The organism is Aeromonas sp. s11 (genome assembly GCF_040907945.1).
GTDB classification, from domain to species: domain Bacteria; phylum Pseudomonadota; class Gammaproteobacteria; order Enterobacterales; family Aeromonadaceae; genus Aeromonas; species Aeromonas veronii.
Window position 1 is genome coordinate 39117 of record NZ_JBFOCU010000061.1, and the last position, 23755, is coordinate 62871.

The 23755-nt window shown below is 58.1% G+C and carries 25 protein-coding genes; 11 read left to right on the top strand and 14 right to left on the bottom strand.

Annotation, left to right across the window (positions count from 1 at the left end; genetic code table 11):
* Positions 1–81: 81 nt before the first annotated feature.
* Complete coding sequence (viaA, locus tag AB5Y84_RS17625) at positions 82–1536, bottom strand: ATPase RavA stimulator ViaA (protein ID WP_368177467.1); 1455 nt, start codon at positions 1534–1536, stop codon at positions 82–84.
* Positions 1537–1545: 9 nt separating this feature from the next.
* Positions 1546–3159: an ATPase RavA domain-containing protein gene (locus AB5Y84_RS17630; protein WP_129504730.1), complete on the bottom strand. Its 1614-nt coding sequence runs from the start codon at positions 3157–3159 to the stop codon at positions 1546–1548.
* A gap of 313 nt (positions 3160–3472) precedes the next feature.
* On the opposite strand from AB5Y84_RS17630, the gene AB5Y84_RS17635 reads away from it, so the two are divergent.
* Both AB5Y84_RS17635 and rimI read left to right on the top strand, forming a co-directional pair.
* Positions 3473–3907, top strand: a complete 435-nt coding sequence (locus tag AB5Y84_RS17635; protein WP_368177468.1) for a DNA polymerase III subunit psi — start codon at positions 3473–3475, stop codon at positions 3905–3907.
* A gap of 109 nt (positions 3908–4016) precedes the next feature.
* Entirely contained in the window at positions 4017–4466 is a 450-nt protein-coding gene (gene rimI, locus AB5Y84_RS17640; protein WP_005340505.1) for a ribosomal protein S18-alanine N-acetyltransferase, read from the top strand.
* 37 nt (positions 4467–4503) lie between these two features.
* Here the strand turns inward: rimI and AB5Y84_RS17645 are convergent, their stop codons facing one another.
* Positions 4504–5049, bottom strand: a complete 546-nt coding sequence (locus tag AB5Y84_RS17645; RefSeq protein WP_005349001.1) for a hypothetical protein — start codon at positions 5047–5049, stop codon at positions 4504–4506.
* 185 nt (positions 5050–5234) lie between these two features.
* On the opposite strand from AB5Y84_RS17645, the gene AB5Y84_RS17650 reads away from it, so the two are divergent.
* Entirely contained in the window at positions 5235–7025 is a 1791-nt protein-coding gene (locus AB5Y84_RS17650) for a long-chain fatty acid--CoA ligase (protein ID WP_167573616.1), read from the top strand.
* A gap of 97 nt (positions 7026–7122) precedes the next feature.
* Here the strand turns inward: AB5Y84_RS17650 and AB5Y84_RS17655 are convergent, their stop codons facing one another.
* The 5 genes from AB5Y84_RS17655 to AB5Y84_RS17675 all read right to left on the bottom strand — a co-directional run bounded on the left by AB5Y84_RS17655 (position 7123) and on the right by AB5Y84_RS17675 (position 14730).
* Positions 7123–8766, bottom strand: a complete 1644-nt coding sequence (locus AB5Y84_RS17655; RefSeq protein ID WP_368177469.1) for a HEPN domain-containing protein — start codon at positions 8764–8766, stop codon at positions 7123–7125.
* Positions 8767–8814: 48 nt separating this feature from the next.
* Positions 8815–10416 carry a glutamate--cysteine ligase gene (gshA, locus tag AB5Y84_RS17660; RefSeq protein WP_368177470.1) on the bottom strand — a complete coding sequence of 534 codons (1602 nt, stop codon included), beginning with the start codon at positions 10414–10416 and terminating at the stop codon, positions 8815–8817.
* A gap of 61 nt (positions 10417–10477) precedes the next feature.
* The gene (locus tag AB5Y84_RS17665) at positions 10478–13291 is read right to left on the bottom strand and encodes a M16 family metallopeptidase (protein ID WP_368177471.1); all 2814 of its coding nucleotides are present in this window, start codon (positions 13289–13291) and stop codon (positions 10478–10480) included.
* 27 nt (positions 13292–13318) lie between these two features.
* Positions 13319–13756 carry a YqaA family protein gene (locus AB5Y84_RS17670; RefSeq protein WP_042656294.1) on the bottom strand — a complete coding sequence of 146 codons (438 nt, stop codon included), beginning with the start codon at positions 13754–13756 and terminating at the stop codon, positions 13319–13321.
* Positions 13753–14730: an NADP-dependent oxidoreductase gene (locus AB5Y84_RS17675; RefSeq protein ID WP_368177472.1), complete on the bottom strand. Its 978-nt coding sequence runs from the start codon at positions 14728–14730 to the stop codon at positions 13753–13755. Before AB5Y84_RS17675 ends, AB5Y84_RS17670 begins: the two co-directional genes overlap by 4 nt.
* Before the next feature lie 56 nt (positions 14731–14786).
* Between AB5Y84_RS17675 and AB5Y84_RS17680 the strand changes: the two genes are divergently transcribed.
* Positions 14787–14954 (top strand): hypothetical protein, encoded by a 168-nt coding sequence (locus tag AB5Y84_RS17680; protein WP_005308905.1) that lies wholly within the window; start codon positions 14787–14789, stop codon positions 14952–14954.
* Positions 14955–15008: 54 nt separating this feature from the next.
* On the opposite strand, the gene AB5Y84_RS17685 is transcribed toward AB5Y84_RS17680, so the two are convergent.
* Complete coding sequence (locus tag AB5Y84_RS17685; RefSeq protein ID WP_368177473.1) at positions 15009–16019, bottom strand: Preprotein translocase subunit SecY; 1011 nt, start codon at positions 16017–16019, stop codon at positions 15009–15011.
* Positions 16020–16274: 255 nt separating this feature from the next.
* Here AB5Y84_RS17685 and AB5Y84_RS17690 point away from each other — a divergent pair, with 255 nt between their 5' ends.
* Positions 16275–16571 carry a hypothetical protein gene (locus AB5Y84_RS17690; RefSeq protein WP_021229026.1) on the top strand — a complete coding sequence of 99 codons (297 nt, stop codon included), beginning with the start codon at positions 16275–16277 and terminating at the stop codon, positions 16569–16571.
* A gap of 19 nt (positions 16572–16590) precedes the next feature.
* The gene (locus tag AB5Y84_RS17695; protein ID WP_368177474.1) at positions 16591–16941 is read left to right on the top strand and encodes a hypothetical protein; all 351 of its coding nucleotides are present in this window, start codon (positions 16591–16593) and stop codon (positions 16939–16941) included.
* 49 nt (positions 16942–16990) lie between these two features.
* Here the strand turns inward: AB5Y84_RS17695 and AB5Y84_RS17700 are convergent, their stop codons facing one another.
* The 4 genes from AB5Y84_RS17700 to rpsF form a co-directional block, all read right to left on the bottom strand.
* Complete coding sequence (locus AB5Y84_RS17700; RefSeq protein ID WP_368177475.1) at positions 16991–17731, bottom strand: ferredoxin--NADP reductase; 741 nt, start codon at positions 17729–17731, stop codon at positions 16991–16993.
* 101 nt (positions 17732–17832) lie between these two features.
* Positions 17833–18279, bottom strand: coding sequence for a 50S ribosomal protein L9 (rplI, locus tag AB5Y84_RS17705; protein WP_005340490.1), 447 nt, complete (start codon positions 18277–18279; stop codon positions 17833–17835).
* Positions 18280–18331: 52 nt separating this feature from the next.
* Entirely contained in the window at positions 18332–18562 is a 231-nt protein-coding gene (gene rpsR / locus AB5Y84_RS17710; protein ID WP_005308890.1) for a 30S ribosomal protein S18, read from the bottom strand.
* A gap of 30 nt (positions 18563–18592) precedes the next feature.
* The gene (rpsF, locus tag AB5Y84_RS17715; RefSeq protein ID WP_005308887.1) at positions 18593–18979 is read right to left on the bottom strand and encodes a 30S ribosomal protein S6; all 387 of its coding nucleotides are present in this window, start codon (positions 18977–18979) and stop codon (positions 18593–18595) included.
* 237 nt (positions 18980–19216) lie between these two features.
* Between rpsF and AB5Y84_RS17720 the strand changes: the two genes are divergently transcribed.
* The 3 genes from AB5Y84_RS17720 to AB5Y84_RS17730 all read left to right on the top strand — a co-directional run bounded on the left by AB5Y84_RS17720 (position 19217) and on the right by AB5Y84_RS17730 (position 22015).
* Positions 19217–20440 carry an Nramp family divalent metal transporter gene (locus tag AB5Y84_RS17720; RefSeq protein ID WP_368177476.1) on the top strand — a complete coding sequence of 408 codons (1224 nt, stop codon included), beginning with the start codon at positions 19217–19219 and terminating at the stop codon, positions 20438–20440.
* Positions 20441–20551: 111 nt separating this feature from the next.
* Positions 20552–21409 carry a hypothetical protein gene (locus tag AB5Y84_RS17725; RefSeq protein ID WP_368177477.1) on the top strand — a complete coding sequence of 286 codons (858 nt, stop codon included), beginning with the start codon at positions 20552–20554 and terminating at the stop codon, positions 21407–21409.
* Positions 21410–21571: 162 nt separating this feature from the next.
* Positions 21572–22015: a PACE efflux transporter gene (locus AB5Y84_RS17730; protein ID WP_005358045.1), complete on the top strand. Its 444-nt coding sequence runs from the start codon at positions 21572–21574 to the stop codon at positions 22013–22015.
* Between the two features lie 127 nt (positions 22016–22142).
* On the opposite strand, the gene hupA is transcribed toward AB5Y84_RS17730, so the two are convergent.
* On the bottom strand, positions 22143–22415 hold the full coding sequence (hupA, locus tag AB5Y84_RS17735; RefSeq protein ID WP_005340484.1) for a nucleoid-associated protein HU-alpha: 273 nt from the start codon (positions 22413–22415) through the stop codon (positions 22143–22145).
* A 337-nt stretch (positions 22416–22752) separates the two neighbouring features.
* Between hupA and AB5Y84_RS17740 the strand changes: the two genes are divergently transcribed.
* The gene (locus AB5Y84_RS17740; RefSeq protein WP_005348975.1) at positions 22753–23235 is read left to right on the top strand and encodes an Rsd/AlgQ family anti-sigma factor; all 483 of its coding nucleotides are present in this window, start codon (positions 22753–22755) and stop codon (positions 23233–23235) included.
* 100 nt (positions 23236–23335) lie between these two features.
* The gene (locus tag AB5Y84_RS17745; protein ID WP_005340482.1) at positions 23336–23716 is read left to right on the top strand and encodes a PilZ domain-containing protein; all 381 of its coding nucleotides are present in this window, start codon (positions 23336–23338) and stop codon (positions 23714–23716) included.
* Positions 23717–23755: the final 39 nt, after the last annotated feature.

Sequence of the window (23755 nt, forward strand, 5' to 3'; positions counted from 1 at the left end):
CGTGTTGGAATAAAAGCGGGGACGCACAGCGAAAAAGAGGAGGCGGGATAACAACCAAGAGGGGTTGCCCCCTCCCGGTCACTAGTGGTGCTGCCAGCGCCGCAGCAGTCGGCCGCGCAGGCCACAATCGAGTAGCCAGCTGTTGTCAAAAATCCGCAGCAGCGCCTGCTTGGCGTGGCGGGACATGGCGACGGCGTGAAAACGGGTCTGACGCTGGCGATAGCGGTTCATCTGATCGAGCAGGGGATGGGGCAGGCTCTGGGCTATAAAGTCGGAGATGACCAGCACATCCGCCTTGGCAAAGGCGGGATCATCAAGCTTGGCCAGCGCTTTTTCCAGGCAGGGCACCAGGTCGGTACCGCCGTGAAAACTCATGGAGAGGAAGCGCTCCGCCTTGTCCAGCCCGGTATCCGCGGTGATCTCGAGGGTCGCCACCTCGGTGGAGAAGAGCATCAGGTAGCAGCCGCGCTTCTCATCCATCGCCACCTTGAGCAGCGCCAGAAACAGCGCCTTGGCACACTCCTCGGGATAGCCGCCCATGGAGCCGGAGGTATCGACGCAGACGATAAAGGGGCCTCGCTGCTGCAACTGCCGCCCTCCCTGCTCCGGAGTGCGCAGCATGATGCGCTGGCGCGGCAAGGTGCCTCGCGACTGGTAGCTGAGCAGACGCCGCTCCAGATAGCGGCGATAGAACTCCAGCTCCAGCTCCGGCAGCCCCAGCATCACAGCTTCACTTGGCAGTAACCGCATCAGATCGTTCGCCTGATGGATGCCCACCAGATCGTCCGGCACATCGTCGCTGGGTGCTGGCTCCAGCTCCAGCACCTGAACCGGCGGCACAGGTTGCTCCTGCGCCCGCCGATCCCGCTCGCTGCGCCCGAGCAGGCCGGCAATCTCCGCCAGCAAGGGCTCGCGCTGCAACATGCGGGCATACTGCTTGACCAGCACCAGACTGCGCTTGTGCCAGTGCCCCTGTGCCAGATCCCACAGGCCACCAGCCGAGATTTTGTTGGGATCGAGGGCATCGGCCAGAGTGCGGCTCGCCAGCAGCTGATCTTCAATCTCCTGACGCTGTTTCTCCCGCTCCGCTTCGGCGATCTGCTGCTGCAGTTGCAACAGGCTCCCCACCAGACTGGCGCGCCACTTGTCGATAAAGAGCTGGCGCAGCCCCTCGGTGGGGTGGGCCGTCAGCTGACGCACCAAGGAGCGGGCCTCACCGGCGAAGGGGCTGTACTGCTCCAGCGACTCCAGCAAGCCGGGCAGGCGACCAATCAGCTCGGTCATCGGCAGTTGCCGATGCGCCTGATAGAGCAGGTACTCCTGCTCCAGCGCCACTGGCACCGGCTTGTGACGGATCTCCTCACCAAGCTGCTCGCCCCAACTCTGCAGGCGCTTTTTCAGCAGCTTGCCCTGTAGCGGGGAGCGTTTGATAAATTCGGAAATCTTGGGCGAGGCCGCCAACAGGAGCGCCACCTCACCCGCAAGCTCCCCTTCGCCAATCAGGAGCCCCAGATCCAGCATGCCGATCTCAAGCATGAGCGCTCCTTACTCGTCCAGCCTTGGCAACCGCTCGCGCCACTGGGTCAGCTCGCTGCGCAGCAGTTCGAGATCCCGGTTCAGCACAAAGAAGCTGTCTTCCACCTGCTGCAACCAGCGTGAGTCGATAAAGAGGTGTTGTTGATGACGCTCGAACAGGCTGCGCTGCTGCTTGAGCATCTGCATCACCTTGCCGACCTGCACCAGCTGCTCGTCGAGTGACTGCAACCAGGGCGCCAGCACCACCTCGGGGATGGCGTTGCGCTCCATCAGCACCAACGGGATCTGCTGGCGCTGGATATCGAGCACCTGCAGCCGTAGCTCATCGTCCAGCACCAGCTCGTAATGGCCCTCTTTCGGGTTGCCGAACTCATAACCCACCAGCGCCTCACCGGTGGGATGCCAATGGGAGAGCAAGGTGCGATCGAACACCAGGGTGCGAGTAAGACGCTCGGGATCGCTGCCATCCAGCGGCGCCGGGGTGAGCAGATGGAAGTGCACCTGCTTGCCAAAGGGTCTGGCATTGGCGAGCGGGATCTCGATACCCCGGGCCCGCCGGCCAAACCACTGCTTGCGTTGCCGGGCCTTTGTGCACAGGCGCTGGGCCACGCTCTGTTTGAGCTGTTTGAACTGATCCCGCAGCGCCAGCAGCTGACGGGTCATCGCCAGTTGCTGATAGCCGTAGAGACGGGAGAATTCGGTCATCATCTCCAGCAGGGCAGTGCGGGACTCCTCGTCATGCCAGAGACAATCCTTGAACAGCAGCAGATCTACCGGTGCAACCTCATCGCGGCCATTGAAGAAGGCGCTCGCCTTGATAAGCCGTACCGCCTTCTTCCAGCGACGATCCGACACATAGCAGCGATGGGCCAGCTGACTGTCGAGTTGCTGGCGCAGCTGGTAGATGAGCTCGAAACAGGCATCCGGCAGGCGCACCTGTTCAATCTGGCTCTGCCACTGCTCATACTCATCCCCCCGGATCTGCAGGGATTCCGGCAAGTTCTGGTGGGCGTGGCCATCGCTGGCCAGCATGGATTGAAAGTTGGCTTTCTCCTGCACTCGATCCATCCAGATCCGCACCAGCATCCGGTCGTAGAGCGCTTCCAGCCCGCTGTCCGGTGCCGGCAGCTCGTTGGAAGCAGTCACGAGCAAGCGCATCGGGATGGGGTGCTGGCTGTCACCGTTGCGAAACTGCCGCTCGTTGATGGCGGTGAGTAGGGTGTTGAGGATGGCGGGACCTGCCTTCCAGATCTCGTCGAGGAACACCACTTCGGCCTCTGGCAGATAACCAGTGGTGAGGCGCAGGTATTTGCCATCCTCTTTCAGCGCCTGAATAGAGAGGGGGCCAAACACCTCCTCCGGCGTACTGAAACGGGTCATCAGGTATTCAAAGTGGCGGGCGTCGTGAAAGGCCAGCTTGAGGCGGCGGGCGATCAGGCTCTTGGCGATACCGGGTGGCCCCAGCAAGAAGACACTCTCGCCACTGAGGGCAGCCAGCAGACCGAGGCGCAGGGCATCCTGCCGTTCGTAGAGTCCCTCACCGAGGGCAGCCAGCAGCCGGGGCAAGCGCTCCTGGATGGGAATAAGACGCGCAGGGTTCTGGGCTTGAGCTAAAGACGACATAGAGAGTGTTCCGAAGCTGGGATGATGTTAGCCCCAAGGCGCGATATCCATTTGCTCGACCTTGGGTTTTGTCTTGTTATGATGTTTATTCTGGTATCTCTTGCCGCACAATACCCGCCTCTGGCAGGAAAAAACGCAAGGGCAGTGCGATACCGTATCGGCAGCGTGCTGCGCTCATGCATAGCCAGTGTCGTGATGGCACCATGCCCGCATGCGCCAGATGATGCGTTGCAAAGGGTGCAGCAAAAGCGGTTCGAGTGTACCCTGCGCAACACAATTTTCCCCAATGCAGATCAAGAGTGAGTCGCCTCAAATGCAAGATCCCGTTCGTCAGAGCATGTTGGCCCGCATGGGCATTCAAAGCTGGCAACTGCGTCGTCCGGCATTGCTGGGCGCAGCACCCGCTCCCGAGCTTGAGCAAAACGCCACACAGCCGGGCCAGACGGCACCGGCCACCAGCGCTCCGCTGCCCAGCGGCAAACTCTGGCTGCTGGCGCCTCAGCTGCCTGCCACCACGCTGCTGGCGGATATCTGCCAGTTACTCGGCATGACCCCCGACGAGGTCTCACTGCTCAGCGAGCTGCCACCTGCCGACTTGCAAGCGGCGGACGCCTCCCCCCTGCTCTGGCTGACGGAGGCCAACCCCACGCGGCCTGATGCGCTGATCTGCCCGCTCACCCCCAGCGCCGCGCAAAAGCGCGCCCTGTGGCAACAGCTGCGCCAACACCTTGCGACCAACGCGGCGTGATCCTGCATCATGCCGCCAAGACCCACTGTGATGCCGCTCTTTTTACCTGATTTTACAAATGCCGCCTCTGCCAACCCCAGTGCCCAACATCTTGCCATACGGAGCCCCCATGCCTGAGTTTCGTCCCCTGCTCGAGAGCGATTTCGACCTTGTCTACCCCATCGAGCAAGCCGCTCACAAGGAGCCGTGGAGTGAGGCCAACCTGCTCTCCTGCTTCGGCCCTCGCTATCTCAACGGCTTGATGCTGGTCGATGGTCGCCCGGCGGGCTTCTATATTTCGGATCTGGTGGCCGGTGACAGCTCGCTGATGAACATCTGCGTGCATCCGGCGTTTCAGGGCAAGGGGTTGGGACGGGCGCTGTTGCAGGCCTATCTGGCGCGCAGCAAGCAAGCCGGGGCAGAGGCCTGGTTTCTCGAGGTGCGGGCCGGTAACCAGACCGCCATCAACCTCTACGAGAGCGCCGGTTTTGCCGAGTATTGCCGCCGCGCCGACTACTACGGCACCGGCAATGACAGGGAAGATGCGGTGTTGATGTCGCGACTGTTCGATTTCGGCTGATCCAGCCTGTTCGTCGCGCCCAAGCCTTTTGTCCCCCTCAATCGAGGGGGGCATTGTCCAGCGCGGGATCCTGCAAGGCCAGGGTGGTATGCACCACCGCCTCGAATCCGGCACCGGAGAGCGGCATATAGAAGCCACGCTGCCAGGTTTTTCCAGGCATCCAGATCTGGTCGATATCCACCACTATTTTGATGGGTCTGAGGGGCTGCCCCGGCTGCTGGATATAGATACCGGGCGGCGTGGCAACTTTGGGAAAGCGGCGCAGGATCTGCTCGCTGCCATCCCCCTTGCCCGGGTTGAGCCGCACTTTCACCAACCGGGCAAGCGGGCCAGCCATCTCCTTGCTCTGCCAGAATTTCTTCTCCAGATCGCCGCAGCGGCGGCACTTGGGGGTCTCCAGCACATAGAGCAGCGGATAGCCCAACGCCAGCGCCTGTTGCTGCGCCTGCTGATACCCATCGGCCCCCTGATACCAGGGATTGGCGGGCCCCTGTGATGACGTTCCGGCAAAGAACCAAAACGCAACGCCCCCCACCACCATCAGCCCGACCGCGGCCAACGCCCCTTTCACCCACAGATTCATATCGTTAACCCTCTCTCTGCCTCCTAGCAGTATCGGCCAGTCTGCGCAAAGGGAGAGCTATTTGCGCTCTTTGTGATCCAAGACAAACAGCGAACACTTGTAAGCCGTAATGTTGGAGTTTAAACTCTAGCCCGATTTTTAGTGCCCTCGCGGGCGTACAACTGTAATTAAAGGATGTTTAACTGATGCCGAAGCTTCATCTGGTTCGACTGATGCGTGAACGTATTGCCCAGCTTGGCAACAAGGCTGCCCTGCGGGTTCAGCAAGATGGCCAGTGGCGCGCCATCGGCTGGCGTACTCTGGGCCAGGCCATGGACTACTGCGCACAGGCGCTGATCCGTGCCGGCCACCAGCCAACCGAAATGGTCGGCATCTATGCCCGCAACATGCCGGAGTGGACCCAGGCCGATCTCGGCATCCTTGCCGCCCGCGGTGTCAGCGTCCCTATCTACCCCACCAGCACGCTCGATCAGCTGCGCTACATCGTCAAAGATGCCGGCATCAAGGTGCTGTTCGTTGGCGAACAACCTCAGTTCGATCAGGCGCTGCAACTGATTGAAAGCGGCGAGATCCGCCAGCTCATCGCCCTCGACGGCAGCGTCAACCTGCGCGGCTGCGAGCAGGCGAGCCACTTCCAGACATTTCTGGTATCCGGCAACCATCAGCCCAGCGAGCAGGAACTGCGAGTACGGGAAACCCAGTACCGGATGGATGATCTGCTGACCCTGATCTACACCTCCGGCACCACAGGCGAGCCCAAGGGGGTGATGCTCGACTTCAGCAACATCGCCGCCTGTTTCGAGATGCACAACAGCCGCCTCGATCTGAATGAGCAGGATGTGTCGCTCTGCATGCTGCCGCTCAGCCACGTGTTCGAGCGGGCCTGGAGCTACTACGTGCTCTATTGCGGCGCCGAGAACGTCTATATCCGCGATCCGCAGAAGGTGATGGATGTGATTGGCGAGGTGCAGCCGACCGTGATGTGCGCCGTGCCGCGCCTCTACGAGAAGGCCTACGCCATGATCCAGGCCAAAGTCGCTCAGGCTCCGGCTCTGCGCCGCGCTCTGTTTGGCTGGGCGACCAAGGTCGGCAAGCAGATGGTTGCCACCCGTCAGGCTGGCAAGTCCGCCTCCCCGCTGCTCTACGGCCAGCTCTGGCTTGCCGAGCGACTGGTGTTTCGCAAGCTGCGCGCCCGTTTTGGCGGCCGCACCCGCTTCCTGCCGGTGGCGGGCGCCCGTCTGGCCGATGATGTGAACCTCTTCTTCCAGGCGATGGGACTCAACCTCAAGTACGGCTACGGCATGACCGAGACCACCGCCACCGTCTGCTGCTACGAAGACAGCCAGTTCAAGCTCGGCTCCATCGGCACGGCACTGAACGGCATCGAGGTGAAGCTGGGTGAGAACAACGAACTGCTGGTGCGCTCCCCGACCGTGATGCGCGGCTACTACAACAAGCCGGACGCCACCGCCGAAGTGATGACCGAGGATGGCTTCCTGCGCACCGGCGATGCCGGTGAGCTCGACAGCCAGGGCAATATCTACTTCACCGAGCGCCTCAAGGAGCTGATGAAGACCTCCAACGGCAAGTACGTGGCCCCGCAGCTGGTGGAAGGGACTATCGGCAAGGATCGCTTTATCGAGCAGATCGCCATCGTCGCCGATGCCCGCCACTTCGTCTCGGCGCTGATCGTCCCCTGTTTCGAGTCGCTTGAGGAGTACGCCCGCTCCATCAACCTGCAGTACCAGTGCAAGACCGAGCTGCTGCGCCACTCCCGGGTGATGGAGTTCTTCGAGGCCCGCATCGCCGACTTGCAAAAAGAGCTGGCCAAGTTCGAGCAGGTGAAGAAGTTCACCCTGCTGCCGAGCGCCTTCTCCATGGAGCTGGGTGAGCTGACCCCCACCATGAAGCTGCGCCGCAAGATCATCGAGGCCAAGTACCAGAGCGAAATCGAGGCCATGTATAACCACGTCTGATATCGCTCAGGCTCAGAGGAATAAAAAAGCCGCGCACTCGAGCGGCTTTTTGCTGTGACTTTATATAAATATATTCTCATAAATTCCTGCAGAACCATTAGAGATAGACCAAAGTCGCGTTGTTAGTAACATGATGTGAGTTATCATCAACTAAATAGACAGTGCCTTTATATTCAGAACTAGATACCTCAATACCTTTTCCTGAATAAAATATTTTTGCAGCCTCAGCTATACTTTCACAATTATTCTCAAACGTAATTTCAAATATTCTTGATGATGCTTCTTCATCAAAACTCCAAACACCACCATGGAAAACAAATACTGGTGACGTTATGTTTCTCATCTTACTGAACGCATCCAACGCCAAGTCATTAAGTTTTATCTCAAAGCAATCGCCAATGGCTTTTCTTAAGTAGTAATAATCAAGAAAAGCATTATTTGCAATTTTATTCACAGTTCCACGTATTAATTTGTAGTATTCTGTTTCATTAAAACCAAGCTCTTTAAAAAAGAGATAAGACAAAAGAATAAGAATTCTATTTTTTATAGTAAAGTTAACAAAGTGATCTTTTGTATTATTTATTTCGCTCACATTAGAGTGCGCAACAGAACCCCTAACTTTTTTAATTTTTAAAAAATTCCGTTCATTCAAACCACACCATTTAATGAAACCATCAGATAGTTCGTCAACCATCTTCATATACCTGACTTTAAATGATGGCTGATTCATTACGACTATTATATTGCTTTGTTCCTTATCAAACTCCTCCTGTAGTTCAGATGACAAGAAACTTTTTAAATTTAAAAGCGCAGCATTAAGCTTGCTAATCAACTTGGATTTTTTATTTCTAATCCCATATTTCTCCTCTAAATAAGAGTCTAACAAAGATACGACCCCTAAGATGTTATACTCCCAATAACCTTCGTACATCAGCATGCCACGAAATCTTGACCATATAGAATCTTTGAAATTCATTCCAAATAAATTCCTGAAGGCTAGTTCCCATTGCTCATTACTTAAGGCTTTTAAATCTAATAAGCATGACTCATTCTTCAATAATTTATTGTACACAGAGAAGGGAATGTAAATTTCCGCACAGGATTCTTTACCAACAAAATTTGCCTTTAGCCTACTGATATTTAAAGGATGCATTAGCAATATGGAGAAGAAACCTAGTAACCGCATTAGATAACTCTTGGCATCTTCAATTGATATTGGGGTGTTATTAAAGGATAGCCTTATAAAATGGCTATCAACTGCCAAGTAGGCACGACTAGATTCAGAATCTCTTTTTAAGCTTGAAGCCCAATCATCAGAAACAGTGACCTGTTCTAGTGATACTAAAAAATTTGATCTAGGTCTAGTGATAACAAATTGTTTTTCATCTATTTTATTTTCCCACGAGGAATTATCCATAGCGACAGACAAACCATCTATATAGATATCTAACGCAGATATTCCACTTGATGAAATTATTTCTTGTGTTGATAAAAACTCAGCAAAAACAGAACCAAAACCAACTTCACACTGACATAAGAAAACAGAGTCACCATTAAGTTCACATTCAAGTATATCTATCTTTTCACCTTGCTTTACAAGGTCACGAAAAGCCCACCAACCATCTTGTACATTAAATAAAATTTGTTTCCCACCGCCATAGCTAAGCGTTCCGTGATACTTTTTCTCTTTAATTATTATAACTGCACTAACTGTCACTTCATCTAAACAAGAAATCAACATAGCTAAATATCCAACCCACAAAAAAGGCCGCTTCATGCGGCCTTGGTTTTAATTTAATTTATCATTATTAGAACCAAAATAATCGGCCAGGAAGTCATCGAACGACAGGCTGTCACTGCGCTCGCGTTCCCGCTGCTTGGCCAACGAATCCTTCGCCTCACCGGCAAAGTAGGCCTCATCCCAATATTGCAGCTCGCCTGCCAGCAGCTCCTCGCGATAGCGGGTCGCCAGCTTGTCGCCGTAGCAGCCGTTGTCCTTGCCGCTCTCCAGCAACTCCCTGAGCATGCGGGCGGAGTAGGTGAGCTCGGGGTCGAGCAGCTTCTCGCGATGCATTGCCAGCGTCTCGCGGTAGCGGTTGCGGCCGCAGCAGCGATCCAGCAGCTCGGCCACCTGAGCCAGCTCGTCGAACAGCTTGAGGCCGTACTCTTTCAGGCCAATGGCATTGCCCTGCTCATCTTCCAGCGTCAGGCCGGGACGACGCCCTTCCAGCACTACCTTGTTCTGGTTGCGGCGGTTGCAGGCAATCTCCTCGTCACTCAGCACCGGAGAGGGGCGCAGCAGGCACCAGACCAGGAACAGGTCGAAGAAGCGGATCTGGTCGGCATCGATGCCGAGCGGGGTGAAAGGGTTGACGTCCACGGTGCGCAGCTCGATGTATTCGATGCCGCGCTGATCCAGCGCATCCGAGGGCTTCTCGCCGCTGCGCGGGGTGCGCTTGGGGCGGATCGGGGCGTAGAGCTCATTCTCCAGCTGCAACACGTTGTCGTTAAGCTGACGATACTCCCCATCCACCTTGACCCCAATCTTGGCAAAGTCGGGATTGTGGGTGTTGATGGCGCGGCGCAGGCTGCTGACATAGGCCGGCAGATTGTCATGGCTGATCTTGAGCCCAGCCTGGGCGCTGTTGGTGTAACCGAGATCGGAGAGACGCAGCGCGGTGGCGTAAGGTAGATAGAGGGTGCCCTTGCCGGTCTTCTCGAACGGCAGGTTGCTCTTGCGCCCTTTGAGGAAGGATTCGCAGATGGCCGGGGAGGCGCCAAACAGATAGGGCACCAGCCAGCCGAAGCGGTAGACGTTGCGAATAAGCCCCATGTACTTGTCGGAGATAAAGCGCTGGCTGCAGCACCCTTCGCACACCAGATCCTGCCACTCGCTCCAGAAGCTGTCGGGCATGGAGAAGTTGAAGTGCACTCCGGCGATCACCTGCATCAGGCTGCCGTAGCGGTTCTTCAAGCCCTGACGGTAGAGAGTCTTCATCTTGCCGATGTTGGAGCTGCCGTACTGGGCCAGCCGGATACTCTCTTCCCCGCCGACAAAGCAAGGCATGGAGAGCGGCCAAATCCGCTCGTCACCCAGATGCTGAATCACATGGTGATGGATGTCGCCGAGCTGCTCCATCAGGCTGTCGATGGAGTCGGTGGCCGGGGTAATGAACTCCAGCAGGCTCTCCGAGTAGTCGGTGGTGATATTGGGATGGGTCAGGGCCGAGCCCAGCGCCCGGGGATGGTCACTCTGGGCGAGTCGGCCATCCGGCGTGATGCGCAGGCATTCACGTTCGATCCCGCGCCGGATCCCCTTGAGTGCGGTGAGGCGCTCCGGTGATCCCAACGCATTCAGCAACTCGGTGAGCGACAAGCTTGTTGTAGTCATATTCACGGCTCATGTGAGGCCGCCCCATCCGGGGCGGCTCTTGATTTTTATAAAGCGTCAGTTACGGCAACTGCAGCGGATAGATGGGAAGATGAAGCTCCTTCAGGGGTTTTTCAAGCTTTTGCTTGTCTCCCACCACCACGATCACCATGTCGGCCGGATTGAGCCAACGGGCCGCACTGGCCTTCAGCGCCTCGGGCGACACCGTTTTGATCAGGTTGTTCTGGGCCTGCACATAGTCCGGCTTCAGGTCATACATCACCATCTGCAGCAGGAAGCCCGCCTTCTGGCCGAGGGTCTCATAGGAGAGGGCATCCTGCTGGGAAACCGCGCTGCGCATATAGGCCAGCTCGACCGGGGTCGGGCCGCTCTTGCGGTAGTTGTCCATCTCCTTGAGGAACTGGCGGATGGCATCGACGGTTGCATCGGCCCGCACATTGGCGCCGGTGGCGAAGGTGCCCACCTCGCGGTTGGCGGAGAAACCGGAGCTGGCGCCGTAGGTGTAGCCCTTGTCTTCCCGCAGGTTGAGGTTGATGCGGCTGTTGAAGTTGCCACCCAGGTTGAAGTTCATCAGCCCGGCGGTGAAGTAATCCCCCGTGGTATCGAACGGCATGGCGCGACGACCGATGCGGATCACCGACTGGGGTGCCCCCGGCTTGTCGACCAGATAGATACCTGGCTTGGCCTGCTCACCCTTGAGCTTGAGATCCCCCAGGGTCGGCGTGGCCCCCTTCCACTCGGTCAGGAAGCCAAGTTGCTCCTCGATCTGCTTCTGGCCCACATCACCGACCACCACCACTTTGGCGTTGGTGGGGTTGTAGTAGGACTGATAGAAGTGCTTCACGTCCGCCAGGGTCAGCTTGGCCACATCGGCCGCAACCCCGTCGGTAGGTTGACCGAGGCGGTTCTGCTTGCCGTAGACCAGCTCGCGGAACGCCTGCCCGGCCAGCCACTCCGGCTGCTGCTGGGCCTGTTGCATCCCTTGCAGCAGCTGCGCCTTGACCCGCTCGAAGTCAGCCTCCCGCATGCCCGGGCGCTCCAGCACCTCGCGCACCAGCGCAAGGGTCTGGGGCAACTTGTCCGCCAGCGAGCTGACGGTGATGAGGTTGTTGTACTGGGCGCTGGAGACATCAATGCTTGAACCCAGCTTTTGCAGCTCGTCGCTCAGCTGAGCCTCGGTCAGGCGCACCGTGCCCTGCCCCATCATGGCAGCAGTCAGATTGGCCAGCCCCAGTTGCCCCTTATCTTCGGCACGAATGCCGCCCGGCAGGGCGATCATGATGGAGACCGCGGGGATCTCGTCACTCTTGGTGCCGATGATCTCGATGTTCTTGTCGAGCTTGCCGTGCCAGATGGCGGGCACCTTGACGCTCACCGCCTCGCTCGCCTTGGGCTGCACGCTGCGATCGAAATTGTCTTTTACCGGTCGTTCGGCCAGCGCTTCGTCATGCTTGCTGTAATCCGGCAGCTCGCGCTTGGCGGGGGTAAAGTTTGGGGTGGCGACCTGCCACTCGGTCTTGCCCTTGGGCACCACGCTCAGCACCACCGCCGGCTTGCCGGCGATGAACTTGTCGTAGGCGGCCTTCACCTGCTCCGGTGTCACCTTGCCGATGGCATCCAGCGTCTTGAACACATAGTTGGGATCCTGGGCAAACACCTGACCCATGGCGAGCTGGCTCACCTTGCCGGATACGCTATCCAGACCCCAGATGGCGGAGGCACGGTACTTGGCGATCGCCTTCTCCAGATCTTCCGGCTTGAGGCCGCGCTGGGCGAACTCGCCGATCACCTTGTCCACCTCCCCCTTGAGGGTCTTGAGGCTGCCATCCTGTGACGGATTGGGGTAGGCGTAGACGGTCAGGGTACAGGCCAGCTCTTCGCAGTAGTGAGACGCCCCCACATCGATCGCCTTGCCGGTTTTCACCAGCGACTGGTAGAGCATGGAGCTGGCGGAACCGCCGAGTACGTCGGCAAACATGTCGAGCGCAGGCTCCTGCGGGTCACCAAGGGATACGGTGGGGTAGCTGATATAGAGCAGCGGCAGGTGTACCTTGTCCTGCAGCGTCACGTAACGGGTCTCGGGCAGAGTCACCGGCTTTGGCGTCGGCTCGGCCACGTCCGGGCCGCGCGGGATGGAGCCGAAGTACTTCTCGATCCACTCGAGGGCCTGCTTGCTGTCAAAGTCGCCGCCCAGGGTCAGGGTGGCGTTGTTGGGACCATACCAGCGCAGGAAGAACTGCTTGAGGTCGTTTACATCGACCCGGTCGAGATCTTCCACGTAACCGATAGGCTGCCAGGAGTAGGGGTGAGTGCGCGGATAGAGCGCCTCCCCCACCTTCTCGCTCACCAGCCCGTACGGCTGGTTATCGACCCGCTGGGCCCGCTCGTTCTTGACGGTGGCGCGCTGGATCTCGAACTTCTTCTGGCTCACCGCATCGAGCAGGAAGCCCATCCGATCCGCCTCCAGCCAGAGCACTTTTTCCAGCTGGTTGGCCGGCACAGTCTCGTAGTAGTTGGTGCGGTCCTTGTTGGTGGTGCCGTTCATGTCGCCACCGGCCTCGTTGATGATCCGCATATGCTCCTGATCACCGACGTGTTTCGAGCCTTGGAACATCATGTGCTCAAAGAAGTGGGCGAAACCGGACTTGCCGACCGTCTCGCGGGATGAACCGACGTGATAGGTCACATCGAGGTGCACCAGCGGATCGGAGCGGTCAGGGGCCAGGATCACGGTCAGGCCGTTGTCCAGCTTGTACATCTGGTAGGGGATGGCGAGCTTGCCCTCCTCCTTGCCCTGTTCGGAAATCAGGGTCGGTGCCGCCAGCACCGGCAGGGTGAAGCCCAGCAGAATCGTTAAAGGTATGACTTTGTTCACGGTAACCTCGTGAGTGACAAAAACAGGCTAGAAAATGTGACTGGCCAGCAGAAAAACCAGGGCATAACGGAACAATTTGCCGAGCCCGATCAGAATGAGAGAGCGCCAGAAGGAGAGGCGCAGCCAACCGGCCAACAGACAGAGACCATCACCGACCACCGGCGTCCAGGCAAGCAGCAGACACCAGTGACCATGTTGTTTGAGCCAGCCTAAGGCTTTTTGTTCCCCACGGCCTTGAAAATCTTCCGGTTTTTTCTTGAAGGTGGCGAGCCAGCCGAGCCACCAGGTGGTCATGGAGCCGAGGGTATTGCCCAGCGTCGCCCACAGCAACAGGCTCGCCATGCTCCACTCCCCCTTGGCCACCATGGCCCCCAGCAGCACTTCGGAGCTGCCGGGCAGCAAGGTGGCGGAGGTAAAGGCGCTTAAAAAGAGCCACCCCAGCCCCATCTCCATCATCTCGCTCATCCGGGCAGGCCATCGGCCGCAGGCATCCGCAGCAGCAGCTTGCCGCGCACATGGCCCCCTTCGATGGCCTGATGGGCCAGCGCCCCCTCGGCCAGGGGGAATTCACCGGCTAGGGTGACCTTTACCGCCCCCTGACGCAGCAGCATCAACATCTGACCCAGCTGCTTCTGGTCAGGGTGAACCAGCATGCCGACCACCTCGATCCCCGCCGCAACCCCAGCATCCTTGATCAACTGGGCGGTAATGGTAGGCACAGTCACCAGGCGGCCACCCGGTTTGACACAGGCCAGCGCCGCCTTGCCACTCTCGCCGCCCACCAGATCCAGCACCAGATCGACCTGACCGGCCTCTGCCACCACCCGTGCGGGCCAGTTCGCATCGTGGTAATCCACCATCCAGCGCGCCCCCAGTGCGTGCAGGAAGCCATGGTTGTCCGGGCTGGCGGTAGCCACCACCTCGGCACCATAGGCGCTGGCAAACTGCACCGCAAGATGGCCGACGCCACCGGCACCGGCGAGGATCAAGACCCGCTGACCGCTCTGGAGGCCGCCGTGCTCAAGCAGCCCCTGCCAGGCGGTGAGACCAGCCAGTGGCAGCGCCGCCCCCTGCTGCAGGCTCACTCCGTCGAGCTTGACCAGCTCGCCTTCGCTTGCCACCACAGACTCCCCGTAGCCACCTGCGGTAAGGGGAAAACCGACCATGCCGCACACCCGATCCCCCTCGACCAGCGAGGTCACGCCGGGGCCCACCTTCTCCACCACGCCGGAGATGTCATAACCCGGTGTCCAGGGCAGCTTGTCCTTGTTCTGGGCCGCAGCCCAGCCAAGACCGGCGCGAGTTTTGGCATCGATGGGGTTGACCCCCGCAAAACAGATGCGCACCCGCACTTCGCCATCGGCTGGCACCTTATCGAGGGAAGGGTTGAGCTTGAGTACCGAGGGGTCACCGAATGCGGTAATCTGTAGTTGCGTCATTGCACAATCCATCCTGTTGATTGATCAAGGGTCAACAGAATAACAGCGAGGACACCATGGCTCGAATGTTTCTTATTCCTCTGTTGCTGGCACTGGGGTGGTGGGCGTTTCTGCTCTACTTCCGCATCCCGCTCAAACAGGGGGCCAAGGGGTTTTACTGGATCATCGGCATCGGTGGCGGACTGGCCGCCTTCCTCAGCCTGATGATGGTGCTGACTCACTGAATTCCACAGCCACTCGATAACGAAAAAGGCCACCGCGTTCCGGTGGCCTTCTCACTATCCGGCTTGCTGCTCCAGCGCCGGATTGAGGTAGTAGTGGCGATTGCTCCCCTGCCCCAGCACCCCTTGCGACAGCAGATGGTGGAACACCCGATCCACCTCCTCCAGCGAGAGTGACAGCGCCTGTGCCACCGAGCGCTTGCTGCACTTGAGCTCACCACTCACCAGCGCACCGCGCACCTGCGCCAGCACTTCGGGGGCGGGCTCGGGGGGCATGATGGGCTCTGGCTGGGCTGCCATCGCCAACGCCTCCTGCGCCTCTCTGCGAGCTTGATCCTGCTGCCCGCGCCACATCCGGCGAAAGCGGTTCTCCTCGCCGATCAGACTGACGAAGAAGGCACCGAACACGTCGAGCAGTACCGAGAGGAAGCAGACCAGCAGGAACTGCACCTGACTGATGCTCATCCCCACCCCGTCCGCCAGACTGCTCATCAGCCCCAGCATGGAGGATTGTTCGTTGACCGGCTTGGCATCGCGCTGCTGACGCAGCTCATCCTGCTGCAAGCGCAGCTTGGTGTTGGCATGCTGCAACGAGGAGACGCCGCTGGAGATGCGCTCCAGCTCGATATATTTGCGGGCTGCCTCCTCGTTGAGCTGGATCTGCCGCTCGATGCTGGCGATCTGCTCGTCGAAACGGGCAAGCTCCCGCTCGTGGCGCGCCTGCTGGCTCAGTACCGTATTGGTGGCGCTGTTGATGCCACCAATACTGCCGCCGATGGAGATGGCCGCCAGCACGCTGTAAAACAGCAGCGACCAGAAAGCACCACTCAAATCCCGTCGCGCCTTGCGCTCGCCGTACTCGTACCAGACGTAAAACTTGCCCAGCTCGAAGATGATGGCCAAGCCGCCGAACAGCCACTTCATCAGCGGGTTGTCGTCGATGGAGAGGAACAGCAGCAGGGAGAAGATAATGGAAGCCAGAATGGCCAACCCGGTGAAACTGTATACCGTCGTCAGAGCAAACCACCCCTTGGGGTAGCGCAGTGTGGAGGAGTCCTGTGTGGTCATGATGAAGGGGTGTGCTGTGCAGGAAAAGTTGGCTGCCGATTATAGTCGCCAGACTCGCCCAGAGAAGGGCAAATGACTGAATTCCTTGAGATTGGCAACCAGCTGCCCAGAGTGCGACCAAAACGGACAAATCGGCAGCAGAAAAGCGATACAATCCCTCCCTGACTTGATCATGTAGTGAGATGGGGAACAGTTCCGCCCGGGTTCAGCTCCGGTCTGTACACTCATCCACCGTTGCAATTATCCGAGGCCATCATGAACAGTAAGACCACTTTGCTACTCTCCCTTCTCCTGGTTACCGGCAGCGCCGCAGCGACCCAGCAATATCAAGAGAGCAGTGGCTCCGAATTCTCCGTCGATGAGCTTAAATTCAATCTGGACTGGGATGACAAGCAGTTCGGCTGGACCCAGAACGACTGCCTCGACTTGGGGGTCGGCGAAACCGCCCCGGCCGACTGCAGGGCGGTCAAATTCAATCTGGAAGATGAAGAGAACCGCAACCAGCCGCCGCAAACCAACCAGATCCCTGCCAACTCGCAGAGTGGCCAATAACGACAGGAGTCCCCTTGCGATGACCCAAGCCAAACACAACCCCGTTATCCAGCGTGGCGCCCTGCTGCTCTCCCTACTGATGGCGCATGGCATCGCGGTTGCGGCGCCGCCAAGCAAAAATGGCGATAGCATCAAGATCTCCGGTGATGACATCAAGATCAATCTCGACTGGGATGACAAAGAGTACGACTGGTGGCAGGACAACTGTCTGGATCTTGGCATTGGCGACAGCCGGATCAAACTCAACTGCGACAAGATGGATGGCAAGTACCGGGCTCACTACAACCGCAGCATCCACAGCGGCAATAACCCCGGGCAAGGTCACGACAAACACAAAGATAAAAACAAGGGCAACGGCAAGAAGAACTGAACGCCCTCTCCTGATGCAGCAGGGGCCTGGCGCCCCTGTGCTGATTGTTTTACCAATAATTCTCCGCACTGATATTGCCCGGCGCCCGCCGCAGATTCTTGGCCAACCCCAGCGCCAGCAAGGTCTGCTGGGTCTCTTTCACCATCTCAGGATTGCCGCAGATCAGCACCTGACTCAGCTCGGGTGAGAACTCCAATCCCACCCGCTGCTGCAGCTGACCATTGGCAATCGCCGCCGGGATCCGCCCTGCCATTGCATCGGGCCAGGGCTCGCGGCTGACAAAGGGGACATAGCGAAAGTGCTCGCCATATTGCTCGGCAAAGCTGGCGATCAAATCCTGATAGCTCAGCTCCTCGCCTTTACGTACCCCGTGCACCAGCACCAAATTCTCGAAACGGTTGAACGCCTCACCATCGGCCAGCATGGAGAGGAAGGGGCCGATGGCAGTGCCGGTCGAGAGCAGCCAGAGATCACGCCCGGCGGGCACCTCATCCAGCGTCAGAAAGCCGGTGGCCTGGGATTGCACCAGCAGGGTATCGCCTGCTTGCAGCGAGCCGAGCGAGGGAGTCAGCTCACCGCTCGGGATCTCGACCAGATAGAACTCGTGATATGGCGCAGAGGGGGGATTGACGAAGGAGTAGGCGCGCTGAATGCGGCGATCGCCCTGCTCGAGGGCCAGCTTGGTGAATTGGCCTGCCTTGTAGGGCGCCAGCTCGGCCGCTACCCGCAGGGAGAACAGAGTGGGTGTCCATTCGATGCGTTCGATGACGCGACCTTCTACCCAAGCCATAGAGATCTCCTCCAGTGGAACAGACCTTCACTCTACCCCCGGGCCGGAAAATAAAAAACCCGCGCAAAAGCGCGGGTTTTTTCTGCAAAAGCGAATAGCTATTACAGGGCAACAACCTGGATCTGTACGGTTGCTTTAACGTCAGCGTGCAGCTGAACAGCAACTTCGTAGTCACCGGTGTTACGCAGAACGTTGCCCATGCGGACTTCGCTCTTGGCAACGGCTACGCCGGCAGCTGTGATGGCTTCAGCCACGTCACGGGTACCGATGGAACCGAACAACTTGCCTTCGTCGCCAGACTTGGAAGCGATAACCACGGTAGCCAGTTCGGCCAGCTTGGCAGCACGCTCTTCAGCAGCAGCTTTGTTGGCAGCCAGTTTGGCTTCCAGCTCAGCGCGACGAGCACCGAAAGCTTCGATGTTGGCCTTGGTAGCCATAACAGCTTTGCCTTGCGGGATCAGGTAGTTACGGGCATAACCAGATTTCACGGAAACTTGGTCACCCAGACCGCCCAGTTTGGCGATTTTGTCGAGCAGGATAACTTGCATTACCTTTCCTCTATAAATTTCGTTGAGTTAGGCTTAAGTGCCGGGCCGATTCTTACTTGTTGTGCAGATCGGTGTACGGCAGCAGAGCCAGGTAACGAGCACGCTTGATGGCGCGTGCCAGCTGACGCTGATACTTGGCGCGGGTACCGGTGATACGGCTCGGTACGATCTTGCCAGATTCAGTGATGTAGTTTTTCAGAGTAACGATATCTTTGTAGTCGATCTCGGTAACGTTCTCGGCGGTGAAGCGGCAGAACTTACGACGACGGAAATAACGTGCCATGGCCTTTATCCTCTAGTCAGTGATCCAGAATTACTCTTCGGAAGCAGCTTCAGTAGCTTCTTCGCGGCGCTCGTCGTCACGACGGGTGAAGCGCTCTTCTTTGGCCTTGGCCATCGGAGAAACTTCAGTCACGGCGTGCTTGGTGCGCATGATCATGTTGCGGATAACGGCATCGTTGAAGCGGAAGTTGGTTTCCAGCTCATCGATAACGGCTTGCTCTGCTTCTACGTTCATCAGAACGTAGTGGGCTTTGTGCAGTTTGTCGATCGGGTAAGCCAGCTGACGACGGCCCCAATCTTCCAGGCGATGAATGGTACCACCGGAGGTGGTGATGGCGCCGGTGTAACGCTCGATCATGCCGGGAACTTGCTCGCTCTGGTCCGGATGAACCATGAAGACGATTTCGTAATGACGCATTTTAGCTCCTTACGGATTAATTCAGCCTCCGCCCAGGTGCAGCCAGACCTCGGAGGCAAGGAACATAAAGGTGTTTAGTCGCTGCTTTTCTAGGGCGGCGTATTGTACAAAATCACATCCCTCACTGCAACTGACTGCCTTAAATGTTTTTCCCGATGGAAATCATCAGAAACAACAATTGATAACAATTATCATTTAGATCTATTCTCTCTCCATATCCTTATGGAGGGTGATGCCATGCAACCCGCACTAACGACTACGATTCCAGCCCGCAAATTCAAACTGACCCTGCTCGGGCCTGCCTTTATCGCCGCCATCGGCTATATCGATCCGGGCAACTTCGCCACCAATATTCAGGCGGGCTCTACCTTTGGCTACCAACTGCTCTGGGTGGTGGTATGGGCCAACCTGATGGCCATGCTGGTGCAGACCCTCTCGGCCAAACTTGGTATCGTCACCGGCAAGAATCTGGCGGAGCACATCCGCGACCGACTGCCAAAACCGGCGGTCTGGGCCTACTGGGTACAGGCAGAGATCATCGCCATGGCCACCGATCTCGCCGAATTTATCGGCGCCGCCGTCGGCTTCAAGCTGCTGCTTGGCGTGACCTTGCTTGAAGGAGCCTGTATCACCGCCATAGTGACCTGGGGGATCCTGATGCTGCAATCCCGTGGTCAGAAACGGCTGGAGTTTGTGGTCGGTGGCCTGCTGCTGTTCGTCGCGGCGGCCTACATCGTCGAGCTGATCTTCTCCCGCCCCCATTTGCCCAGCCTGCTGGAAGGGGCTCTCTTCCCCGGTCTGCCCAACAGCGATGCCGTCTATCTGGCCGCCGGTGTGCTCGGTGCTACCGTGATGCCCCACGTTATCTACCTGCACTCGGCACTGACCCAGCACACGCAGGATCAGGGTTCAGTCAGCCAGCGGCTGCACACCACCCGGGTCGATGTGGCGATTGCCATGACCATCGCCGGCTTCGTCAATCTGGCGATGATGGCGATGGCGGCCGCCGCGTTCCACAGCTCGGGCCACCAGCAGGTGGCCGAGCTGGAATCCGCCTACCAGACCCTCACTCCGCTGCTGGGTCAGGCTGCCGCCACCCTGTTTGGCCTCTCGCTGGTCGCCTCCGGCATCAGCTCTACCGTGGTGGGCACCCTGGCCGGGCAAGTGGTAATGCAGGGCTTTGTCCGCTTTACCATCCCACTCTGGCTGCGTCGCGCCATCACCATGGCTCCCGCCTTCGTGGTAATCGCCATGGGACTCAACACCACCGAAATTCTGGTGTTGAGTCAGGTGATCCTGAGCTTTGGCATCGCGCTGGCCCTGATCCCGCTGTTGATGCTGACCGGCGATCGGGCGCTGATGGGGCAACATCGCAACCATCCGGTCACACAAGCCATCGGCCGCCTTATCGTTGCGCTGGTGATCGGGCTCAACGCCTATCTGTTGGTCGCCATGATCTAGCGAACCGTAAAACCGAGAAGAGAGGCTCATTAACTCTGGTTAATGAGCCTCTTCGCACTTTGGCGTATGCTGCCGCTTTCTCTTCTCATTTATCGTTGCGGGAGCCTTGCCATGGAACATACCCGAGCCAGCTTCGTACTGGGCCATCATCAGGAGCAGGCCAGCGTGGTCTGCTGCCAGCGCGGTGACACCACGCTGCTGGTCACCGACCTCACCCCTTTTCATCCCCAGAGCCACCTCTGGCCCGATCAGCCGGGGGATGTGGGCCATGTTCGCTGGGAAGGGGGCGAAGCCGCCATTGGCCCTTGCCGGATGGGGGCCATCAGCCCGGATGGCGAGCTGTTCGTCGATACTGCCATTCCGGTCAAGCGGGGCGCAGAGGGGTGGCGTTTCGTGGTGGTCCACCCGCTGACCGGTGACCATGAGCTGGCCGTTGGCAGCCAGGTCGAATTGCAAGTAGATAGCGCTGCCCGCCACGCCCTGAGTCTGGGCCATAGCGGCTGCCATCTGGCGGCACTGGCCCTCAACCGGGTACTCATCCCCTACTGGCGCAAGGAGGTAAGCGAGCGTGATGCACTGGGCCAGCCCGACTTCGACCGTCTGGCTATTCAAAACTCTCGGGTCGAGCCTTGCGGATCGCGGGAGCAGTACCGCATCGGCAAGAGCCTGCGCAAGAAAGGGGTCAACAGCGAGGCGTTGCTGGCAGATCTGGCGCAGATTGAAGAGAAGGCCAACCAGCAGCTGGCCGACTGGATCGCCGCCGGGAGCGAGATCCGCCGCAGCCGCGCTGGCGAGGCGATCATCGATTCCCGTTACTGGCACTGCACGCTGGAAGGCCAGGAGGTGACCATTCCCTGTGGTGGCACCCATGTTGCCTCGCTCGCCGAGTTGGGGGAGGTCAAGGTAGAGCTCACCCAAGTGGAAGAGGGCTTTGCCATGCTGACCCGGGTCACGCCAACCGGCGCCTGAGTTGCAGACTTGACCACCCAGGGCTAACGCTCAAGTTGGCAATAAAGACGTATCGCAAAGAGGGGGCATCATCATGCCCCTCAACGCCAGTCATGACGGGCCGATGCTTCTCTTTTAACCACTCCCTGATTAGAATGCGCCTCCCACAGGAGGCATATCCCCATGAGTAGTACTCAACTTCGCACCACCCCTGATCGACTTCGTTATCTAGTTCTCTACGAAGGCATCGGGCTGGCACTGGTCGCACCGCTGATCAGCCAGCTGTTCGGTCAGGGCGTCGCCGAGGTCGGTTCGCTGGCCATCTTCTTCTCCATCGTCGCCACCGCCTGGACCTACGGCTGGAATCTGTTGTTCGACAAGGGGTTGCTCAAACTTTGCGGGCGCACCAACAAGCGACCACTGGACCGCTTCCTGCACGCATTTGGCTATGAGGCGAGCTTCATGATGCTCTCCCTCCCCTGCGTCATGTTCTGGCTCGATCTGGGAGTGTGGGACGCCCTGATGCTGGATCTCGGTTTCGTTGCCTTCTACCTCGTCTACATCATGGTCTTTACTTGGGCCTATGAGCGGATCTGGCCGCTGCCATCCAACCCGCAGACGGCATAAGGCCTCAGCCGCAACGAGGCTGACAGAAGGAACAGTCAGGAAGGACTAATCGGAAGGATGGGAGAATCCCATAAAAACAATGCCAGTCAGCAAGCTGACTGGCATTGGACAAAACAGACTTTCGGACTTACTTGACGGCGTCTTTCAGAGCCTTGCCAGCCACGAATGAAGGCACGTTGGCAGCAGCAATCTGGATCTCTTTACCAGTTTGCGGGTTACGACCGGTGCGGCCTGCGCGGTGGGTGACCTTGAAGGTGCCAAAACCGACCAGTTGCACAGCATCGCCTTCTTTCAAGCTCTGGGTAATACCATTGATGATCTCTTCCAGAGCCACTTTGGCCTGAGCTTTGCTCAGATCTGCTTTGGCGGCAATCGCATCGACAAGTTGAGCTTTGTTCATAACATTTCCTTTATGATCGGGCATTTAGCGCTGGGTCACTCTATGCAAAAAAAAACGCACAGGCAAAGCCTTTATCGAGCCGAACGCGTCAAACGCTGGGGTTTTCATCAAGATCTGCGGAAATAGTCACATTCCACACGCGAAAAACCGTGAGCAGGCCTGAAACCTGCTAGCACGCAGACACAATCCACTGACTATTTCTTCGCCACTTAACATTATCCCCCCATGGCTATTGACGCTTGCCCAGATTTTCCCTAGTTATAGGTTGTGTCACTGCTCAAACGGCTCGGAATACCGAACAATCGGCCAGCCTTTGCCCCACGGAGGGATAGGGATTATGTTGACGAAACTGGAACAGACCAAGCAGGCGCTGGCAGGCAAGCATAAGGCTATCGACGACTGGCTGGATGCAAGGCAAGCGTTGCTGGTTGGATACATGCAGCTGGCAGGCCTCACTCCGGCGCGGACCAAGCAACGCAGCCTGCCCAAAACAGAAGAGCTGCATCAGTTTTGCGACCGCCTGGTCGACTATGTCAGTGCAGGCCATTTCGAGATCTACCACCACGTCGTCACCGCCTTCGAGCAAGCCAGCGGCGAAACACTGGAGCTGGCCAAGCGCATCTATCCCCATATTCGTAACAGCACTGAATTCGCCCTCGAGTTCAACGACAAATACAGTGATGCCGACGAGGCCCAATTGCTGCTACTGGATGATGATCTCAACGAGTTGGGCCCGGTTCTGGAAGAGCGGTTCAAACAGGAAGACCGCCTGGTCAAGGCGCTTCATGTGGTGGAATCCTTGAGTACCCAGCAAGCCTGAATGCCATTTTCGGAGCAAGTTCAAGATACTGGCAACCAAGGTGGATTACACTCAGAGCAATGACCCTAGCGTCCACACTTATTGCATACAGGAGATGAGCATGTCTGAGCGCCGCCGTTTTGCACGGATCCTCTACTTGACCATGGCAGAACTCACCCAGGGGGAACAGAAGTGGCAGACCCAGCTTGTCGACGTCTCCTTGCAGGGAGCCCTGCTGATCCGCCCCGACGACTGGGAGAGCCGTGACAACAAGGAGTACCAGCTCAGCTTTATCCTGAGCGGTAGCGATATCGAGATCAAGATGCAGGTCGAGCTGACCCACGAAGCCAGCAAGAAGCTGGGTTTCTACTGCCACCACATCGATATCGACAGTGCCACCCATCTCAAGCGGATGATCGAGCTTAACGTCGGCGACGAAGAGCTGCTCCACCGCGAGCTGGAACAACTGCTGAGCGAGCATCTGGAACACAGCCAGCCCTGATGGCAGGTGCCAGCCCATAAAAAAGAGCGCCGAGGCGCT

Bases quoted from the DNA above. Each gene is read 5' to 3' on its own strand.
- AB5Y84_RS17695 (WP_368177474.1), top strand. From the start codon at position 16,591: ATGACCCAAGCCAAACACAACCCCGTTATCCAGCGTGGCGCCCTGCTG.
- rimI (WP_005340505.1), top strand. From the start codon at position 4,017: ATGCCTGAGTTTCGTCCCCTGCTCGAGAGCGATTTCGACCTTGTCTAC.
- AB5Y84_RS17670 (WP_042656294.1), bottom strand. From the start codon at position 13,756: ATGAGCGAGATGATGGAGATGGGGCTGGGGTGGCTCTTTTTAAGCGCC.
- rpsF (WP_005308887.1), bottom strand. From the start codon at position 18,979: ATGCGTCATTACGAAATCGTCTTCATGGTTCATCCGGACCAGAGCGAG.
- AB5Y84_RS17725 (WP_368177477.1), top strand. From the start codon at position 20,552: ATGGAACATACCCGAGCCAGCTTCGTACTGGGCCATCATCAGGAGCAG.
- hupA (WP_005340484.1), bottom strand. From the start codon at position 22,415: ATGAACAAAGCTCAACTTGTCGATGCGATTGCCGCCAAAGCAGATCTG.
- AB5Y84_RS17720 (WP_368177476.1), top strand. From the start codon at position 19,217: ATGCAACCCGCACTAACGACTACGATTCCAGCCCGCAAATTCAAACTG.
- AB5Y84_RS17690 (WP_021229026.1), top strand. From the start codon at position 16,275: ATGAACAGTAAGACCACTTTGCTACTCTCCCTTCTCCTGGTTACCGGC.
- gshA (WP_368177470.1), bottom strand. From the start codon at position 10,416: ATGACTACAACAAGCTTGTCGCTCACCGAGTTGCTGAATGCGTTGGGA.
- AB5Y84_RS17630 (WP_129504730.1), bottom strand. From the start codon at position 3,159: ATGTCGTCTTTAGCTCAAGCCCAGAACCCTGCGCGTCTTATTCCCATC.
- AB5Y84_RS17655 (WP_368177469.1), bottom strand. From the start codon at position 8,766: ATGTTGATTTCTTGTTTAGATGAAGTGACAGTTAGTGCAGTTATAATA.
- AB5Y84_RS17680 (WP_005308905.1), top strand. From the start codon at position 14,787: ATGGCTCGAATGTTTCTTATTCCTCTGTTGCTGGCACTGGGGTGGTGG.
- AB5Y84_RS17675 (WP_368177472.1), bottom strand. From the start codon at position 14,730: ATGACGCAACTACAGATTACCGCATTCGGTGACCCCTCGGTACTCAAG.
- AB5Y84_RS17635 (WP_368177468.1), top strand. From the start codon at position 3,473: ATGCAAGATCCCGTTCGTCAGAGCATGTTGGCCCGCATGGGCATTCAA.
- AB5Y84_RS17685 (WP_368177473.1), bottom strand. From the start codon at position 16,019: ATGACCACACAGGACTCCTCCACACTGCGCTACCCCAAGGGGTGGTTT.
- rplI (WP_005340490.1), bottom strand. From the start codon at position 18,279: ATGCAAGTTATCCTGCTCGACAAAATCGCCAAACTGGGCGGTCTGGGT.
- AB5Y84_RS17650 (WP_167573616.1), top strand. From the start codon at position 5,235: ATGCCGAAGCTTCATCTGGTTCGACTGATGCGTGAACGTATTGCCCAG.
- AB5Y84_RS17745 (WP_005340482.1), top strand. From the start codon at position 23,336: ATGTCTGAGCGCCGCCGTTTTGCACGGATCCTCTACTTGACCATGGCA.
- AB5Y84_RS17700 (WP_368177475.1), bottom strand. From the start codon at position 17,731: ATGGCTTGGGTAGAAGGTCGCGTCATCGAACGCATCGAATGGACACCC.
- viaA (WP_368177467.1), bottom strand. From the start codon at position 1,536: ATGCTTGAGATCGGCATGCTGGATCTGGGGCTCCTGATTGGCGAAGGG.
- rpsR (WP_005308890.1), bottom strand. From the start codon at position 18,562: ATGGCACGTTATTTCCGTCGTCGTAAGTTCTGCCGCTTCACCGCCGAG.
- AB5Y84_RS17730 (WP_005358045.1), top strand. From the start codon at position 21,572: ATGAGTAGTACTCAACTTCGCACCACCCCTGATCGACTTCGTTATCTA.
- AB5Y84_RS17645 (WP_005349001.1), bottom strand. From the start codon at position 5,049: ATGAATCTGTGGGTGAAAGGGGCGTTGGCCGCGGTCGGGCTGATGGTG.
- AB5Y84_RS17740 (WP_005348975.1), top strand. From the start codon at position 22,753: ATGTTGACGAAACTGGAACAGACCAAGCAGGCGCTGGCAGGCAAGCAT.